The following is a 267-nucleotide window of genomic DNA, read 5'->3' as shown; positions in this document are numbered from 1 at the left end:
GGACGGCGGTAACGTGCCAGAGCCGGGCAACTTCATGACCGGCGGCACCTTAACCGCTGATGATGTCGATAACGGCGCCAGCTGGAGCTGGAGTTTTGTCGCCCAAGTTAACGACTATGGCACATTCGATATTGACGCCGACACTGGTGTGTGGAGCTACACCTTAGCCGATAACGCGCTGGTCAACGCCCTCGCCCAAGGTGAGATGCACGATGAAACCTTCTTGGTCACTGTGACCGATGAACATGGCGCCTTCAGTCAGCAATT

General features: G+C 56.2%; 1 protein-coding gene. It reads left to right on the top strand.

What is annotated here, in order from left to right; all coding sequences use genetic code 11:
* A partial coding sequence (locus AB4135_RS21880) for a VCBS domain-containing protein (protein ID WP_371995532.1) occupies nt 1–267 on the top strand: 267 nt, incomplete at both ends.

Source organism: Shewanella sp. 10N.286.54.B9 (genome assembly GCF_041468565.1).
Taxonomy (GTDB): domain Bacteria; phylum Pseudomonadota; class Gammaproteobacteria; order Enterobacterales; family Shewanellaceae; genus Shewanella.
The sequence above is the reverse complement of the archived record's forward strand: the minus strand, read 5'-3'. Positions and strand labels throughout refer to the sequence as shown.